The following is a 14,224-nucleotide window of genomic DNA, read 5'->3' as shown; positions in this document are numbered from 1 at the left end:
CATCTAACTTACTTAATATTGTAGGGTCGTTATTGAGAAGCAGAAAACAATAAAAAGCAACTTATGCTTTTATGATTTAAGGCGATAATATCTATATCTAGGTAGAGGCAAAACTTAACGCCGCTGACGTTAAGGGCTTTATCGCTCCCTGTGAGCCAGCACAAATGAAATGCAAATGCTGACTTTTAGCTATTGCTGTTTAGCTCTTAAAAGTTAACCATAGCGACCTTTATTCTTGTTTCAGAGTTAAACTCGGTTGAGAGGCTTAATGATTTGTCGTTAGTCCTATGTTTTAACCCTCTCACAGCGCTGTTAAATGACCCTGATGAATTCTTAGGTAATAAGGATGTTGAATGCTGCGTAAAACCGCCTTTCTTTTCGCTATTGTTATAATTTCAACACTCTGCGTACTTTTTAAGCCTGAACCGAAAGATCAGGTATTAGACGTATATGCAGATATGCAAACCGAACTTCTGTTATCGCAACGAAACGCGGTCATTGTCTCAGTAACACTGCCAGAAGGCAGTGAGCTGAATAAAGCGATGTTACAAAAGATGTCTGGCCTGTCAGAGAAGCTAAAGCAATTGGATGGTGTTTCTGCTGTTGATTCACTTATCAATGCCCGAGTCATTAAAAGCCAAACCGTTTTAATAGAAGAGTTTGGCGAAAGCTATGAGTCGGATGAAATTGTTGTTGAGCGAGTCATACCTGACAACATCGCAACCCTAGACGATGCTTTTTTTGCTGCGTTACCGTCGACTATCGAGCAGTTCCCCGAGCTGCAATCCTATATCAGCAGTAATCAAGATGCTTTTCTGTTTTTCACCTATTTCGGCAACAGCATTTTGCCTTTACAGATCGAACAGCAAATGTCCGAACTGCAAGCCAGCTACCAAACCATACTGCCGTTTGAATATACCGGCCGTTCACCGATTTTGGCAAAAACCGAGCATCTGTTAACAAAAGATATCAAAGTATTTTTACCGCTGCTGCTTATTTTGGTCACCGCCATCTTCATAATATTCCGCAACCTGCGAGCAATGGCTTCAGCTTGGGTGCTGATTGCAGCCTCATTGATCAGTGCTTACCTGTTTATCCAGTTTTTAGGCGTGAATAATTCGCCTCTGGTTTTGCTGGTTCCGGTATTCGGTTTAGGCCTGCTCAGTGATTACATCATTCATTATTTTTATCACCAATTTTATGAATTGGAAGCAGAAAAACGAAGCATTCAACAACGCCTGCTGTTCCCGCTTTCTCTTACTGCTATTTCCACGCTCACCGGTTTTATTTCCTTGCTGTTCATCGACGGCTCAGGTCATCGTCAACTTGGATTACTAATCTCTGCTGCCGTTGTAATTACCTTTGCTGGCGTATTTTTATGGCTGCCTTACTTAGGCTTCAAAGCCAGCACGAAGAAAATTCTACCGCGTTTCCAGCTGGTACAAATACGCATATTCAATGTTATTCATAACTATCGCCGAACATTATTTATAACCGTAGCGGCGTGCTGCGTTTTAGGCTTATTGCAATTGCCTAAGCTGCAAATTGAGCCTTACCCCATTGGCCAATTACCAGCGTCCAATACTATTAAAAAATCCGATGAATTAATTAACCAGCATTTCTTTGGAACGGTACCTTATTTTTTAGAGATCGACACCGGTGAAGCATCGGGACTGTTATCTCAAGAGGCGTTATTAAAAATTGAGCAGATGAACCAAATTCTTCAAGAAAATGAATCTGTCGGCTACAACTACTCAATTTTATCGGTACTTAAGCGCATTAATTATTATTTTTACGGCGATGAGGAATCCCTTTTTGAGCAGGAGGCTTGGATTTATCCCAGCCTAATTGAACAGTTCTTAATTGTGTATTCTTCCTCTACCGACGACCCGCTTGAGTTCGGCTCCTTAGTTAATTCTTCTTATCGCTACTTTTCGATACGTGGAATGGTGCACTATCAAGACGTTAATGACTTAAATAATTTTTATCAGGCTACTGAAGATTTGCGCCAAGCTCTGCCTGATGGCTGGAGCCTCTCTGTACACGGCATGATTAACGATCTGGCTGACGAACGCAGCCGCCTACGTAACAACTGGGTGATCTCCTTTTTGATCGGCAGCGTACTAATCTTTATCACCGTGTTGGCGTTCTATCGAAAGCTTCGCTTAGCGCTGTTGAGTTTAGTGCCCGGCTTTTGCTCGATGCTCTTTTCTCTTGGCATCATTGCAACAGCAGGCCTGAGTATTGATGCCTTTTCGATTATCTTTGTTGCCATCATCACTGGCTTAGTCATCGACTACAGCATTCATACACTGGCAGCGTTAGAAAGCTTGCCGGAAAAATTTGCACAGTCGACGTCAAAAGCTTTTGGCTATGTTATGGGATATAGCGGCGTACCTATTTTCTTAAGCTTCTTAACTTCATTAGTGTCGTTCTCGGTACTCTTCCTTTCGTCGTTCTCTGGCGCCCGTAACCTCGGGCTTTTACTGGTAACTTCGTTGGTGGTATCTTTCTTTTTCAGTATCTACCTGCTCCCTCTTTTAGCATTAAGTAAAAAATCATCAAGCAATAAGGCAAACCAATGAAAAAATTTATTTTAATTCTCGGATTGGCGATATTCCCGTTCTCTCCAGCTTACTCAGATGTTGGTGTCGATGAGGTTATGAATAATTTCGCTGAGGTTATTCGTTTCCCTATGCTGTCTGGTACCTTCAATGTGAAGATGATTGCTCAAAATGGCGACACTCGCGAAGTTCGAGCACGAGCCTACCAAAAGGTAATGAGTGCAGAGCAACTCAATCTGCTATTCAAATTTGAGTACCCACCAACAGTGCGCGATACCTCGCTATTGATTCACACCTATTTTAATGGCGATCCTAGCCAGATGTGGATTTATCTTCCTGCTGTTCGCCGCATTAAACGTGTTGCGCTAGAAGAATCTGGTGGTGGCTACTTTATGGGCAGCGACTTTACCTATGCTGATCTGATCATGAGAACCGATGCAGACTACACAAAAGAAATCATCGGCGAAAAAGAAATTGAAGGTAAGCTCAGCTACATGGTGAAAGACACGGCTGTAAATGATGAGCTCACACAACTTAGTGGTTATAGCTATACCATTAACTACTACAGCAAAGATGACTTCTTCCTGTATGGCCGAGATTATTACGATCTACAGGGTGACCTATTAAAAACCTATCGAGTAAAGGATGTCTTCAAGGTTGATGAGCGTATTTACCCTATTCACCTTGTTATGCACAACGTGCAATCGGAACACACGTCGATCATTGAAGTTGAAGACTATAGTGTTGATGACATCCCAGACAGTTACTTCACCACCCGCTCATTACGGAGTGAATAACCATGAAAGGTATTATTTTTTGCGGCGCAGCGGCGATGCTTTCTCTACCTGCATTCAGCGAAACTGACTTTCAGCTGCACTCGTTTGTTGATTACTATGGCGAGATCGAGCCGGAAACAGAATATGAAACGCTGCGCAATCGCTATTATATTCAACCAGAATTAAAGACCGATTTACCTCAAGGGTTGGATGCAAACATCTCAGCCAATCTTTGGTACCAAACGGCCAACGACGACCAATGGATCGAGGCGGAAAATATTTTACGCGAAGCATCGATTTCTAAATCATTCGATTCGTTCGACCTTTCTATTGGGCAAAAATTTGTTGGTCTTGGTTTTTCGGATGCTTTCGGGCCATTAAATGTCGTCAATGGTTCCGATAAAACCATTTTAAGCTTAGACGATGGCTACGACGGTAAGCGCGCAGACTTCATGGTTAAGCTGGACTTTTACCCGACCTTTGAAGACGAAATAAATCTTATCTACATTCCTTTTCCTAGACCCGATTACGAGCCTAAAGGGGTAGTAAACCTCAGCAGTGACTCTTTGGATGTTAATCTAGATTACAATCAACCGGCTTATCTGACCGACGATGCCCAGTCTATTTATCTAAATTATCTGCACTATGGCATGAGTATGGATGTAGAGCTTCTCTATGCTTATTACGTAGATCGCAACCCTGGCTTCGATCTCTCCGAATTAACCGTCAGTGCCGGCACGCTGACCGGCAATGCCGACGTTGAGTATGGTCGCAACCATTTGTTTGGCGCTGCGGTGAGCCTTCCACTAGGCCCATTTGTACTATCGGAAGATGTCGCCTTTAACCTTACTGAGGATTTTGCTGGCGAAGATCTAGGCGTTAAAAATTCTTATTTGACCGCCAATACTCAATTGAGCGGCACATTTTTTAATAGCTATACACAGTTGATGTCGATTTTCCGTTATACCTTTAATTACGATGAAAATGAGCAATTTTCCTCGGCTATTGACGACGACTTATCAACCGAAATCCTCGAGTATCATATTCAACAATACGAATATATTTTGTTCCACATACTGCATGTGCATCGGTCTTTATTACGTGAAAAACTCTACCTTTCTGCCAATTTAGGGTTCTTCTATTCTTCACGCTTTTATGTCGCACCGCGAGCACGCTATAGCCTATCGGATAACCTCAGCGTTGAAATCGGTGCCGATATCTGGACGGCTAATGGCACAAGTAATGATTTAACTGGCAGTGACGATGCAGATAATTTTTATATACGTGCTGCTTATTCTTATTAACTAAATCGACTATACAAATCGACCTCTTCTCATAACCGGGCACTTGCCCGGTTTTTTATTGCTGCTAAAACATAGGTGCCGCCTCGGTAAAACATTCGCGCCATTACATTAGCCGTAGATAAAATTATGATCCAAACCATTAGTGCACTACGTAATAGTCGGTGATAAACATCACCGGATTCACATCATGATTTTGTTTAACGCATTACTGTTTAACGGCCTTTGGTTTGGCCTAATATTGCAGGGCAACGCCTTTATTCCTTTCGCCCTTCTGGGCTTAGCGCTGCACATTTTTTTGGTTAACTATCGCCTTTTTGAAATTAAGACACTGCTGATAGTTGCGCTAATCGGTTTATTCACCGATGCCATGCTAACAGTTGTCGGCGTCTTTCAATTTGATCACACGCCCTATTGGTTGATCCTATTATGGCTGGCGTTTGCCAGCACTATTAATCACAGCCTTGGCTGGATCGGTAAATGGAAATACACGCCTTATCTTTGCGGCTTCGGCGCGCCCTTTAGTTATTTTGCGGCTCATCGCTTTGGTGCCGTCGGCTTTGGTTTTTCGGCCTCGGTCACCTATGCGATTTTAACTGCCGTCTGGATAGGCCTGTTCCTAGTATTCACTTTCGTCACCACATCAACGAGGTTTACCTATGTTTCGCGTCATCATCCCGTTCATTAGTCAGCCAATGCTCCAAGGCCTGCTAATTCTCAATTGTTTACTGTGCCTCAGTTACGCCAGCGCCAATGAAGCATTAACGCTGAAAACAGAAAACCTAGTTGGCCAATCAACACTAAAGGTTTTTGCTTGGGAGATTTATCACAGTGAGCTCTACACAGAGGATGGTCGTTACGATGAAAGCACCGATAACTATGTTCTTAAAATCACCTATTTAAGAGACATCACACAGCAGCAGCTGATTAAGCAAACCTATAAACAGCTGAGTAAATTAGGTGTCGATGAATCGATTTACCAACGCTATGACGCGCAGCTGAAACAACTTTGGCCTGATGTCTCAAAAGGAGATTCGCTCAGTGCCCACATTCAACCAACCGGAACCGATTTTTACTTTAACGGCAATGCCATTGGCAGCGTAAAGGGTGCTGACTTTGGCCCTATGTTTGGCAGCATCTGGCTATCACCGAACACTAGTCAACCCGACTTACGCAAGCAACTGATAGGAGCGCTTTAAATGAAACTGGCGGCACTGATTTTACTGACCATAACGCTATCAAGCTGTACAACCAAACTTACCGATTACTCGGCAACTGAACCGGCCTTTGCTTTAGAAGATTACTTTGATGGTCAAGTCACCGCTTGGGGAATCATTGAAGACTATAAGAGCAAGGTAACACGGCGTTTTTGTGTCGACATTACTGGGCAATGGCAGGGTAACAATGGCCAATTACACGAAGTGTTTTATTACGATGACGGCGAAACCGATCAACGAACTTGGCAGCTAACCCATCTGGGTAACGGCGAATACTCAGGTACTGCGGGTGATGTCGTCGGTACTGCCGAAGGCCAAATTCGCGGCTCCGTATTTCATTGGCGTTACCATCTAATGTTGGAGGTTAAGGGCAAGCCTAGAAAGCTGTTTTTAGATGATTGGATTTATCAGCTCGATGAGAATCGCCTATTCAACCGCACCAAAATCTCTAAGTTCGGCGTCGATGTCGCGGAGTTATCGATCTTTTTTGATAAGCAGTTACCGCTTAGCCAGTGTCAGGAGCAAACTTTAATTCCAGGCTAATATTCGCCAGTCCGCTCGTTACGCCTCAACCGATCGTGGTTGGGGCTTTTGTCCTTTCCTTATCCTTTCCTTGTCCTTTCCTTGTCCTTTCCTTGTAACAAAGCTCTCATATTTCCCTGCTATATAAGCACTTACGTAGAAAGATACTCATAATATATCCATTATTTTGCGAAGTGTTTCATCTTATTAGCTGAAACACTGTATTAGTATAGTGAAGGATCAATAGTCAGTAACACCTTCAATACCGATGCACTTTTTAACACGCCATTAAACCGGCCCAAATTAGCGTTTTAGTTATACACATAGCCAGCAGGGAATTCGACTATGTTTATTCAGTATTCTTTAATCATTTCGCTGTTTCTTATTTGTATCAGCGTTGCTCAGGCCAGTAGCCTCGGCATTAATCGCCCCTTAGCGATCGTTGGCCAAACCAAGGTGTCACTTTATACCTTCGACCTATACAACACCGAACTCTATTCACCCGACGGTCATTATCATCCAGCGATGAGTGAGTACGCATTTAAAACAACCTATCTTAGAGATATCAAATCACAGCAATTGATGAAGCACACGCTCAAACATTGGGCAAACCTAGGCATTGATCCTGAAGAATACGCTCCCTACATCCCCCGTCTGAAAGAATTATGTCGTGATGTTAAAAAAGGCGATCGTTTCATTGCACACATTACCCCAGCTCAAACCGATTTTTACTTTAATGACCAGTTCGTCGGCAGTATCCAAAGCCCTGAATTTGGGCCTTTGTTTGGTGCCATCTGGCTCTCACCTAACGTTAGCAAACCCAAACTACGAGCCCAGCTGATCGGCAGCATCTAAAGCCTTAAACACCGATAGCTCGCTATGATTAAGGTGATAGTTACTGTTATTACGCAGTAACGACTCGATGGTATTTTTATATTGCGCCAGATAAAAAAATTTGCTTTTATCCAATAAACCTTATTTGGATGAGAACACTATGGATACCACTCACAACGGCTCATGCTTATGCGGCGCAGTAACATTCAAAGTCACTGGCGATTTCAAAAAATTTTTCTTTTGTCATTGCAGTCGCTGCCAAAAAACATCCGGCACCGCTCATTGCGCTAATCTTTTTGCACCGAATGCATCTCTGGAATGGTTAACCGGTGAAGACAAGATCAGTTTTTATAATCACCCTGATACCGGATTTTCACGAAATTTTTGTTCGATATGCAGCTCAATCATGCCGCGTTCAAGTGAGGCCAATAACGTAGTCATGGTGCCGGCTGGCAGCTTAGATACCGCTGTAGAGTTATCACCGCAAGCGCATATTTTTACCGACAGCAAAGGCAACTGGGACAGCATTTTGAACGACATCCATGTGTTTGAAGAGGGGCCACACTAAAACCTTACCCTTGCACTCTAAAAATGGTTCAAAGGGCAGAGTCGAATGGCACTAAGTTAGGAAATACTGCTGAAGGTAGCAGATATGACGAAATGTACAATTACCTTGAAGAAATCCTGATTAACGCTTCTAGTCATGACGAAATCATTACTGCTTTAAAGGCATTATATAATGCGAAATTAGAACATACGTTAGAATTGATAAGCGAATATACCGACCACTCAAATCAAGAAGTACGCTTAGAATCTTTTGAGTTAATAGTAAATATTGGTACAGAAGAATCTTGGGATTTTATTTCTAAAAATATATCCTTGTTAAGTGATAACAATGTTACAAATGGTGTATTGGCAAAAATATCTACTCATATAGGGAAAGATTATATTAACGATTGGTTAATAGAATCTAATTCCTATTTTTCATATAGCAATTCAACAAAAGATTTTCTTGTTAAGTATGTTGATTCTAACACTCCAGTTTATTCTGAAAACCAAACAGCTCTTTTAAATCTGGAGAATCGTATATCAAGCACCGATGATTTAAAAATCCTTTATAAGTATATCCCTCCAACAATGTAAGGTTAGAAATTTTACAGTGAAACTCTATATATTATTACTTATCGCTACTATTTTAACCTCCTCATGTATCACCGTTGTTAAACCTCAAACTGTCGATATAAAACCTATCAGTCGGGGAGAATCACAGTTTTATTGGCATTCAGATAAAGTTAAAGCTTCTTCCGAGCCAGTAAAAACCATATTGGCTGTACGAGACCCTTTAATACTTAAACGCCGCCGTGGTAACCCTGAAGAAATTAATTTCTTTTATGATGAAATGCTTAATCAAGTAAGCGAGCAAGTTAAGGCGATGGGCTTTGAAACTTACTCCAAAGAACTGACCTATAAGGGTGGATATTTTTTAAGTAGTTTTTCTGGGACTTCAGAAGGTGGAGCATACCTAACTAAGGAAGAACGTGAAATGGCGCAGCCTCCCATCTATGCAGGAGACTTACCATGGGTCTCTTTTGGCGATTCAAACTTCCTATCCAATGAGGCAGATTCTGATACCTACACCTATGAAAATGATGACTGTCATGATGAAGCCTACCGAGAAAAACCAAGCGTCTGGAGTTGTGATTTGTTTAAATATACTGGCGCAGTAAATACATTAACTGTTTCACACGGGCATGAAAACTGGAAGAAATATTACCAGCGTGAATTTGGCAGTGTTCCTAGCCTATTTATTTATGTTGGCCTGATCGAGGTTAGAGCAGAACAAATTGCAGGGGATCTAAAGCTTGAAATTTCAGAAAAAAAATATGTTGATGGAAATAAATACTTATCTGATGAAGCGCCTATTAATGTAATTGCTCTCAAAGGTATTAAACTAAATGAATTTGGCGATGTAGTTTCTGCAGGTGTGCACGGCTTAATACCTATCCAACCTAAAGATTATTATGAATACGGTGGTGCAAAGTTCAATAGCATTGGTCTTATAAGTTTTTATTACTTTGGTTATAAACACCAAGATATAGAAGATATTGGTAGTTTAGACGATTATGATTTGACTGGTGCTATTAATGAATTAATAGATCGGCTTAATAATAAGTGACCTTAAACACACGCGTAATGTATTTTGCGCACATTGACAGCTTTAACAGATAAAAAGCCGAGCAATGCTCGGCTTTTTTTATCGCTCTGATCCGTCATACAAAAGGATCATCAAGCTTAGTTATTGCTATGTTAGTTATGATGTTTCTCTATCATGAATAGCGAGTTGTTCCATCGCGTGTGCAACCCAAGAGCTGATCAACACATCGAAATGTTGTTCTAAGCCACTGCACGAAACCACGATGTCGCCATAAACGTAAGAGCCATAAAACTTAAGGTCATCTTCTCGCAACGAGGCTGGATGTGTATGTTGAAGTTGGGCATTCGGCACACGATGGCGCCACGACTGCAACGCTTTGGCTTTTGCCATGCCGACAAAATCGAGCTCCCATTCACTCGGGTTGCCAAACGAATATTCTAAGAGAATGGCGTCGTCGAAGTCTTTTTCCCACGGCATATATTCTGGGTTCATGACGACGATATGACACAGGTTTCGCTTGCCAGTATTGAATAAATTTTCGATTGCAGGCGCAACTAAGGCAATGGCGTCTTGTGCTAACTGTTTCTTATCCATGTAACTCACCTTTTTATTTAATTTATAACGGTATTAACTGTTTTATGGTTTATCAGCCAGCAAATCATAGCGGGTTCGAGTTAGAACTGCGATAGTTAATCGGCGCTCTTTAATCTACTCATTTTTCGACCTACTCTGATGCTAACTTAGTTTGCTCCAACGCCTGCAAAAAGGTTTTTACAATACGCGTCGGCTGAGGCGACTTACGAGTAATGGCGGTAAATTCACAATAATAACTAAAGTCTGGATTATCTAGCTTTTGGATACGCCCTTTTGCTTCGAGAATGGCGGCGTAATGATCCGGTAAGAAACCAATATAACAACCAGACTGTATTAGGGTTGCAATGCCTTCTTGGTTACTCGCTGCCGATTTATTCACCAAGCCGAGTTCACGGCCTCGCTCCATATTTGGGCTACTAAAGGTCAGCCCAGCATAGTTTTGCGACATGATTTCTTGGGTAGAAATCGGGCCTTTTCGGCCAAACAAAGCATGGCCCTGACTGCAGTACATATACATCTGCTCACCAAAAAGCGGTTGATAGTCGAGACTAGAAGAACGGCGGTGAGGCGGAATAATTCCCACATGATACTTACCTTCGATAACGCCCTTTTCAATATCGTTAATCGGCACAACGTGGATATCAATGGCGACATCTGGCGCTACCTGCGAGTAGTGCGCAATGGCTTCATGCACTTGGCAAGCTGGATTGGTAACGGTGGTGTCGAACATAGCAAGCACCAGGTGGCCTTTTAAGCTCTGGTGTAAATCATTAATTTCATGGCGGAAATCCTCAATCGAGAGCAATAACCGGCGCGCAGAATCGTAAATCTGTTCACCTTCTGCGGTTAATGAAAACCCAGAACGACCGCGACGGCACAACACCAAACCTAGGCGAGTTTCTAAGTCTTTTAAATGACGACTAATGGTCGAGCGGCCAATGTTCAATTCCATTTCGGCTGCCGATAAGCCGCCGCTTTCGGCCACCACCATAAACACACGTAATAGCCTGATATCGGTATCTGAGAGCTGTCCTAAGAGTGCCTTCATTAGTTTCATAAACCTCAACGTTTATTTCGATAGATTGTAATTTATCAAACTAATGAAAATACCTAAAGTGCTTGCCTAATTGAGTGTATTTTCGATCAGCTGACAACGTTTTAGGAGTTTCTTCATGAGCCAGCAAGTAACACAAAAAGGGCTTGATGCCTTTTGGATGCCATATACCTCTAATCGCGCCTTTAAAGCCGACCCGCGCATCATCACTGGTGCAGAAGGCGCTTATTACATTGACGACAGAGGTCGTAAAATTTTTGATGGCTTATCTGGATTATGGACTTGCGGCATTGGCCACAGTCACAAACAAATTTCTGATGCCGTCGGCCAGCAACTGCTCGACTTGGATTACGCACCGGCGTTTCAGTTTGGTCACCCAAAAGCCTTTGCGTTGGCCGAGCGACTTGCAGATTTAGCACCGGGAGACCTTAACCGTGTGTTTTTTACCAATTCAGGCTCTGAAGCAACCGATACAGCAACCAAAATTGCCCGCGCCTATTGGCGACAAAAAGGCGAGCCGACTAAGACTCGAATTATCGGCCGCGCCAAGGGCTACCACGGTGCCAGCTGGGGCGGCATTAGCTGGGGCGGTATTGGCGGCAACCGTAAACTATGGGGTCAGGCGATTGAATCCGACCATCTAAAGCACACCTTACAGCCGGGCCATGAATTTACCAAAGGCCAATCTGAAACCGGTGCTGAACTAGCCGACGAGTTGCTTGAAATGATCGCACTGCACGACGCTTCAAATATTGCGGCGGTCATTGTTGAACCATTTTCTGGTTCTGCGGGCGTGATTATTCCACCGAAGGGTTATCTAAAACGCTTGGCCAATATTTGTAAGCAGCACAACATCCTATTAATTTTCGATGAAGTCATTACCGGTTTAGGCCGTGCTGGCGGCTACTTTGGTGCCGATGTTTTCGGCGTCACGCCCGATATGATTTGCATGGCGAAACAAATTACCAACGGCACCGTGCCGATGGGCGCAGTGTTAGCACAAGATGAAATCTACCAAACTTTCATGAACGCTGGCGGCGCTGAGCAGAATGTTGAGCTGCCACACGGTTACACTTACTCTGGTCACCCTGTTGCTTGCGCTGCTGCATTAGCAACATTGGATATCCTAGAGCAAGACAAAATCATTCCTCGCGTTGCTGAACTCTCACCCTACTTTGAAGAAGCCGTACACGGCTTAAAAGGTTGCCAGCATATCCTTGATATTCGTAACTTTGGTTTGGCCGCTGGTATTTCAGTTGCTCACCGTAATGGCGATGCAACCATTCGACCAACTGAGATTGCGTTAAAACTTTGGGAGATGGGATTTTATGTTCGCTTTGGCGGCGACACCATTCAACTAGGTTTACCATTCATTAGTGAGAAAGCAGAAATCGATCGGCTCATGACGGCAATGGAAGAGGCGTTTAACAAGACAGCTTAAGGTAAAAACAGCAAGGCTAGTGCGCTTCGGCGTGCTCGCCTTCTGGCTCCGTCGATGTCTCTGGTGCAATGGTCTGAATCGGTTTATTGCGCACGCACATCAGCGACTGCTCAGTTAAATACTGGCAAGTACCTATGTATAGGTCGTTATGATGCCCTTGATATTGGCAATTTTCAGAAACTGTTTTGGCAATACAGGCCTGCACGGCCTGCTCATTAAGTGGGCCACCGTGAGCCACTGCTTGGCGACTAATACATCCGATAAGGATGAAAAAAACATATCGCAAGCTGGCTTTTTTATTCAACAGTATCGCCATTAATTAGGCCTCGCTGGTCGCACTGTTTCACCATGCAAACATCCAATAAACAGATTCTCACTTGGGCTTGCTGCACGATAATGATAGCCACGAACCGCATCGGTTATACCGCGGCATTCATCTAAGCTTTCGGCTTCATTACCAGCGGCATCGAGCATGCCATAGATTGCATAACCGTCTGCGGCATAACCAATCAACGGTGCATAACCATCATCCGAAACATCAACAGTGGCACAGCCTGCGGCAGCATGGTAATGGTAACCTTGATGCACATTAATGTGACCACCACAGTCATCGAATGCAGCAATGGTATAGGCACCTAAAATTGCACCGACAGGTGCAGAGCCTGATAACTCAGCACCATCTAAAGCAATACCGACGGTGCGCACTCGACCATTTTGCTGCGCTGCGATGGGTGTCACTGGAATAAGATAAGTACGAGTAAAGTCATCATCCAAATAAGACATCAAACATTCGATACAATTTTGCTTATATTGTTCTTCTACGTCCGGCTTAGCCGCACCTAAACACGCTGCCTTTGTTGCGGTATAGCGGACTTTGCCAGTCTCTAAATCGTAAAGCGCCCAATTTTCGTCATCGTAGTAAACACTTAAGTTTTTGATAAAATAGCCATCAATATCGACCAGATCACCAGCACCTTCTTTACTGAACCAAACCCCGCCTTGGTCGGCATCATCGTCAATAGTACGCGGACAAAAAGGGCCTGGTTGGCGCATGCCGGGTGCACCTGCTGTCGTTAATAAATAGCAACTTGTTTGCGTACCCGCAGCGGTTTCGCAGTCAACAATTTCAGGTTCTTTTAAAAACGCGCCGTCAGCAAATAAACTAATGTCGATACCAACGACCTTAGATGAATCAACATTCATTGCCGTTTCTTCTGTTGCTTGGCAAGCAACAAACCCTAATGAGATAACAATATAGACGAGGTTCTGAGCCAGTTTCATAATAGGTTTCACGGTTTGCTTCTCCATCGGTCGTCTGTAAATTGGAACATATCTCAATCTAGTTGAATACCGACGTAAAGACGCCCATCAAGCACACTTATTTTGTCTGCCTTGGCAAGCAGCATACTACCGACGCTGCAAAAACAGCCCGTTTAATACTGCACTAAAACTTCACATTATCTTCAAATAATCCTTAGCTTTCGAGTCGCCAACAACACAATAAAAACAAGCGCAGAGCATTCTTAAATGCACAAATGGAATCACCTATTTGGTGCAAGCTGACAATAAAGGCGGGGCGAAAAAGTGCTGTCGACAGCTCAATAAGCAATGAATTCATAAGCTGCAATAGCAACAAGGCGAGCCAAGATTAAAAAATTAAACTTAAGGCTATGGTTGCACGACAACTGGCCGATAGCTTAAAAGTTGATCAATTAAATAACTCAGCCAATGGCTAACCGTGCCTTTGCAACCATGCTAGGTGCGAT

15 protein-coding genes are annotated in these 14,224 nt (G+C 43.1%); 11 read left to right on the top strand and 4 right to left on the bottom strand.

Annotated elements, in window-relative coordinates; translation table 11 throughout:
- Window positions 1-353: 353 nt before the first annotated feature.
- The 10 genes from FME95_RS10225 to FME95_RS10180 all read left to right on the top strand — a co-directional run bounded on the left by FME95_RS10225 (window position 354) and on the right by FME95_RS10180 (window position 9,390).
- Window positions 354-2,585, top strand: a complete 2,232-nt coding sequence (locus FME95_RS10225; RefSeq protein WP_147714282.1) for an efflux RND transporter permease subunit — start codon at window positions 354-356, stop codon at window positions 2,583-2,585.
- Window positions 2,582-3,361, top strand: coding sequence for an outer membrane lipoprotein-sorting protein (locus FME95_RS10220; protein WP_147714281.1), 780 nt, complete (start codon window positions 2,582-2,584; stop codon window positions 3,359-3,361). The genes FME95_RS10225 and FME95_RS10220 overlap by 4 nt, the downstream gene beginning before the upstream one ends.
- A gap of 2 nt (window positions 3,362-3,363) precedes the next feature.
- Window positions 3,364-4,644: a hypothetical protein gene (locus FME95_RS10215; RefSeq protein ID WP_147714280.1), complete on the top strand. Its 1,281-nt coding sequence runs from the start codon at window positions 3,364-3,366 to the stop codon at window positions 4,642-4,644.
- A 187-nt stretch (window positions 4,645-4,831) separates the two neighbouring features.
- A complete protein-coding gene (locus tag FME95_RS10210) occupies window positions 4,832-5,329 on the top strand; it encodes a DUF2878 domain-containing protein (RefSeq protein ID WP_147714279.1) in 498 nt (165 codons plus the stop codon).
- On the top strand, window positions 5,301-5,840 hold the full coding sequence (locus tag FME95_RS10205) for a chalcone isomerase family protein (RefSeq protein ID WP_147714278.1): 540 nt from the start codon (window positions 5,301-5,303) through the stop codon (window positions 5,838-5,840). The genes FME95_RS10210 and FME95_RS10205 overlap by 29 nt, the downstream gene beginning before the upstream one ends.
- Window positions 5,841-6,401, top strand: coding sequence for a DUF3833 domain-containing protein (locus tag FME95_RS10200; protein WP_147714277.1), 561 nt, complete (start codon window positions 5,841-5,843; stop codon window positions 6,399-6,401).
- 324 nt (window positions 6,402-6,725) lie between these two features.
- Complete coding sequence (locus FME95_RS10195) at window positions 6,726-7,235, top strand: chalcone isomerase family protein (protein WP_147714276.1); 510 nt, start codon at window positions 6,726-6,728, stop codon at window positions 7,233-7,235.
- 139 nt (window positions 7,236-7,374) lie between these two features.
- Window positions 7,375-7,782: a GFA family protein gene (locus FME95_RS10190; RefSeq protein WP_147714275.1), complete on the top strand. Its 408-nt coding sequence runs from the start codon at window positions 7,375-7,377 to the stop codon at window positions 7,780-7,782.
- A 23-nt stretch (window positions 7,783-7,805) separates the two neighbouring features.
- The gene (locus FME95_RS10185; RefSeq protein WP_147714274.1) at window positions 7,806-8,357 is read left to right on the top strand and encodes a HEAT repeat domain-containing protein; all 552 of its coding nucleotides are present in this window, start codon (window positions 7,806-7,808) and stop codon (window positions 8,355-8,357) included.
- A 16-nt stretch (window positions 8,358-8,373) separates the two neighbouring features.
- Window positions 8,374-9,390, top strand: a complete 1,017-nt coding sequence (locus FME95_RS10180) for a hypothetical protein (protein ID WP_147714273.1) — start codon at window positions 8,374-8,376, stop codon at window positions 9,388-9,390.
- A gap of 135 nt (window positions 9,391-9,525) precedes the next feature.
- Here FME95_RS10180 and FME95_RS10175 read toward each other — a convergent pair whose 3' ends face one another.
- Together FME95_RS10175 and FME95_RS10170 are read right to left on the bottom strand one after the other, a co-directional pair.
- Window positions 9,526-9,963, bottom strand: a complete 438-nt coding sequence (locus FME95_RS10175; protein WP_147714272.1) for a hypothetical protein — start codon at window positions 9,961-9,963, stop codon at window positions 9,526-9,528.
- Between the two features lie 130 nt (window positions 9,964-10,093).
- A complete protein-coding gene (locus FME95_RS10170) occupies window positions 10,094-11,011 on the bottom strand; it encodes a LysR family transcriptional regulator (protein ID WP_147714271.1) in 918 nt (305 codons plus the stop codon).
- A 124-nt stretch (window positions 11,012-11,135) separates the two neighbouring features.
- On the opposite strand from FME95_RS10170, the gene aptA reads away from it, so the two are divergent.
- On the top strand, window positions 11,136-12,458 hold the full coding sequence (aptA, locus tag FME95_RS10165) for an omega-aminotransferase AptA (RefSeq protein WP_147714270.1): 1,323 nt from the start codon (window positions 11,136-11,138) through the stop codon (window positions 12,456-12,458).
- A 16-nt stretch (window positions 12,459-12,474) separates the two neighbouring features.
- On the opposite strand, the gene FME95_RS10160 is transcribed toward aptA, so the two are convergent.
- Together FME95_RS10160 and FME95_RS10155 are read right to left on the bottom strand one after the other, a co-directional pair.
- Window positions 12,475-12,774 carry a hypothetical protein gene (locus FME95_RS10160; RefSeq protein ID WP_147714269.1) on the bottom strand — a complete coding sequence of 100 codons (300 nt, stop codon included), beginning with the start codon at window positions 12,772-12,774 and terminating at the stop codon, window positions 12,475-12,477.
- Entirely contained in the window at window positions 12,774-13,751 is a 978-nt protein-coding gene (locus tag FME95_RS10155) for a YHYH protein (protein WP_222709934.1), read from the bottom strand. The genes FME95_RS10160 and FME95_RS10155 overlap by 1 nt, the downstream gene beginning before the upstream one ends.
- Window positions 13,752-14,224: the final 473 nt, after the last annotated feature.

The organism is Reinekea thalattae (assembly GCF_008041945.1).
Lineage (GTDB): Bacteria > Pseudomonadota > Gammaproteobacteria > Pseudomonadales > Natronospirillaceae > Reinekea > Reinekea thalattae.
Note: the sequence above shows the minus strand (reverse complement) of the source record. Positions and strands in the feature narration are given on the sequence as shown.